Source organism: uncultured Amaricoccus sp. (assembly GCF_937858865.1).
In the GTDB taxonomy this organism is placed as follows: Bacteria; Pseudomonadota; Alphaproteobacteria; order Rhodobacterales; family Rhodobacteraceae; genus Amaricoccus.
In genome coordinates this window covers 1-3,370 of record NZ_CALLYO010000018.1, presented here as the reverse complement: position 1 = coordinate 3,370, position 3,370 = coordinate 1, and the positions used below count along the sequence as shown (strand labels likewise).

Annotated in this window: 3 protein-coding genes; all 3 read right to left on the bottom strand. The window is 70.6% G+C overall.

Annotated elements, in window-relative coordinates:
• Nucleotides 1-144 precede the first annotated feature (144 nt).
• Nucleotides 145-1,362, bottom strand: a complete 1,218-nt coding sequence (locus Q0112_RS00305) for an NAD-dependent epimerase/dehydratase family protein (protein ID WP_297970064.1) — start codon at nucleotides 1,360-1,362, stop codon at nucleotides 145-147.
• Between the two features lie 37 nt (nucleotides 1,363-1,399).
• Nucleotides 1,400-2,110 (bottom strand): DUF502 domain-containing protein, encoded by a 711-nt coding sequence (locus Q0112_RS00300; RefSeq protein ID WP_297970063.1) that lies wholly within the window; start codon nucleotides 2,108-2,110, stop codon nucleotides 1,400-1,402.
• A gap of 60 nt (nucleotides 2,111-2,170) precedes the next feature.
• Nucleotides 2,171-3,370 (bottom strand): phytanoyl-CoA dioxygenase family protein (locus tag Q0112_RS00295; RefSeq protein WP_367278420.1); only part of this gene is annotated, 1,200 nt, incomplete at its 5' end.

Here is a 3,370-nt window from a genome sequence, read left to right as displayed (position 1 = left end):
CGCGGGTGCAGGTGCAGGGCGCCCTCGATGAGCTCGGCGACCATGTTCTCCGGGGCGTCGAGGACGTCCTGGTAGGTGGCCGGGCGGCGGACCGTGGGCGCGTGCTGGTTCATGGGATGATTGTAGCGCGCGCCCGGCCGGTTGTCAGGCGGTCTTCAGGGTGCGGTGCTCGGGGTCGCGCTCGACGATCTGGGCGATCTCCTTGGTCCAGGCCGAGACGCAGGGGATGCGGGAGCGGTCGACGCGGTAGGCGTACTTCTTCGCCACGTCCACCACCTCCTCGAGGAGGCCGGCGCGGAGCGTGATCGGGTCGAGGCCGAGGGCGCGGAACTGGTCGTTGCGGACGACGAGGTCGTTCTCGGCGGCCTCCTTGCGCGGGTTGGGGAGCCAGGCGATCCTGGCGCCGGTGAGCTCGGCAACGAGGGCCGCGAGGTCGCGGACGCGGTGGGTCTCGGTCATCTGGTTGAAGATCTTCACCCGGTCGCCGCGCTTCGGGGCGTCCTGGAGGGCGAGCTCGATGCAGCGGACCGAGTCCTGGATGTGGATGAAGGCGCGGGTCTGGCCGCCGGTGCCGTGCACGGTCAGCGGGTAGCCGATGGCGGCCTGGATCAGGAAGCGGTTGAGGACCGTGCCGTAGTCGCCGTCGTAGTCGAAGCGGTTGATCAGCTGGACGTGGCGGCGGGTCTGCTCGGTGTGGGTGCCCCAGACGATGCCCTGGTGCAGGTCGGTGATGCGGAGGCCGTCGTTCTGGGCGTAGTACTGGAAGAGGATTTGGTCCAGGCTCTTGGTCATGTGGTAGATCGAGCCCGGGCGGGTCGGGTAGAGGATCTCCTGGGTGACCGTCTCGCCCTCGAGGGTCTCGATGCCGACGGAGAGATAGCCTTCCGGGATGGCGGCGCCGACCGTCGAATAGCCGTAGACGCCCATGGTGCCGAGATGGACGAGGTGGGCGTCGAGCTCGGTCTCGACCAGCGCCGACAGGAGGTTGTGGGTCGCCGAGACGTTGTTGTCGACGGTGTAGACCTTGTGGCGGTCGGTCTTCATCGAGTAGGGCGCGGCGCGCTGCTCGGCGAAGTGGATGATGGCGTCGGGGCGGTGCTCGGCCAGCCACTGCTTCAGCCGCTCGTAGTCCTTGGCGAGGTCGAGGAGGTGGAAGCGGATGCGCCGCCCGGTCTCGGCGTGCCAGATGCGGGTGCGCTCCTGGATCGAGTCCATCGGGGTCAGCGACTGCACGCCGAGCTCGGTGTCGATCCAGCGGCGGGAGAGGTTGTCGACGATGTGGACCTCATGGCCCTGGTCGGAGAGATGCAGCGAGGTCGGCCAGCCGCAGAAGCCGTCTCCGCCGAGTACCGCGATCTTCATGGCCTTCCTGCTCCTCAAATCCGTCACCGGTGCCAGTCTAGCGGCTGCCCGGCGGGGGCGCCAGCGGGGCGGCGGGTTTCGGCCGCCGGCCCGGCGCGGAGGCCGTCGGCTCGGTGACGAGGCCGGCTGAGATGATGAGCTTGGTCGCATCCTCGAGGCTCATGTCGAGGGGCACGATCTCGGCGCGCGGGACGAAGCGCAGGAAGCCGGTGGTGGGGTTGGGGGTCATGGGGACGAAGACGGAGACGAGGTCCTCGCTAGTGCGCTCGGTGATCTCGCGGTGGACGCGGGTGGACATGAAGGCGACGGACCAGCAGCCCTTGCGGGGGTATTCGACGAGGCAGGGGCGCTCGAAGGTGTTGCCCGAGTCGGTGAAGATCGTTTCCGCGATCTGTTTCAGGCCGTTGTAGATCGGCCTTACGATCGGGGTCCGGCTGAGGACCGACTCGCCGAACTGCAGGATCTGCCGGCCGATCAGGTTCTTGGCCAGCGCGCCGACCAGCGTGGTGAAGCTGACGAAGAGCAGGAGCCCGAAGCCGAAGATGTTGCGGCCGAAGATGTTCTCCGGGTCGTAGCGGCGCGGGACGAGCGGGACGACCTTGTCGTCGACGAAGCCCACGAACCACCAGATGAGGTAGGCGGTGAGGAACATCGGCAGCACGACGACGAGGCCGGTCAGGAAGTCGTTGCGCAGGCGCTGCGCGAGCGGTGGCTTTCGCGCCCTGCGGCGGACGGGCTTCTGGGCCATGGCGATCCTCGGGTTCGGGCGTGAACCTAGGACGCGGGCCCGGCGGGAACAAGCGGCCGGTCAGGGCTGGCGGCGGGCGGCATGTTCGCGGATGAGCGCGGCGAAGGCCTCGGGGTCGGTGCCGGCGGCCAGCGCCTCCGTGGTGAGCCGGGCCTGGGTCTTCGGCGCGAGGCCGCCGATCGGCGGGTCGGTGTCGAGGTTGGTGGGGAAGGCGTAGCCCTCGGCGGCGGCGGCGATGGCGTTGCCGGCCTCGGCCTCGGTGAGGCGGCGCTCCGCGCAGAGGGCGAGGAGGGCCGGGTAGAGGGCGAGCGTCATGCGGGTGCGGTCGATCGCTTCCATGGCGCGGCCGAAGGCGGAGGAGACCTGCAGGAGGTTGGCCATGCGGAAGCGGTCGGCGGTGCGGTTGGTGCCGGCGCCGTGCATGAGGGCGGGGTTGAAGAAGAGGAGGTCGCCCTTGGCGAGCGGCAGCTGCACGTGGTGGTCGCGGAACCAGTCCTGGAAGGCCGGGAGGCCGAAGGCGAGGTAGCCCTCGAGGAAGAGCTGGCTGTAGGGCAGGAGCAGCGTCGGGCCGGTCTCGAGCGGCATGTCGCCGTGGGCGACGGCGCCCTGCAGGGTGAGGGCGGGCGAGAGGCGGTGGACGTGGGCGGGGAAGCGGGCGGCCTCCTCGGGCGACATGAAGCCGAGGTGGTAGTCGCGGTGCGCGGTCTGCGCGGCGCCGCCCGGGTTCACGCGGTTGACCTGGGCGGTCATCTGGTAGCCCGGGCCGAGCCAGGCCTCGGACGCGAGCGCGATGGCCGGGTTGCCGTAGTAGAGGGCGAAGCCCGCCGGGTCGGCGAGGCAATGCTTCTCGAGCGCGTTCCAGATGCGGTCGTTGGCGCCGGGCTTGGCGAAATGGTCGCCGCCGCCGGTCGCGCTGCGGTGCTGCTCCTCGATGATCCGCTCGAAGAGCGCGGTGGCGCGGTCGAGGGGCGCGGGGTCGGGGTAGGCGCCGCTGATGACGATGACGCCGGGGCCGGTGGCGAAGGCGGCCGCCCATTCGGCGGCGAGGGCGCGCCGCTCGGCCGGCTCGGCGGCGGCGCGGGCGACGGCGGCGCCGTCGTAGACGAGGACGTTCCTCTCGATGCGGGCGGCGCGCGGCCAGTCGGCCGGATCGGTGCCGCGGTCGACGAGCCGGCGGAAGGCGTCGAAGGATGCCGCTTCCGCGGCGAGCCACACGGGATCGGCGGGGGGCTGCTGGTCGTCCATGGTCTCCTCCCTTTT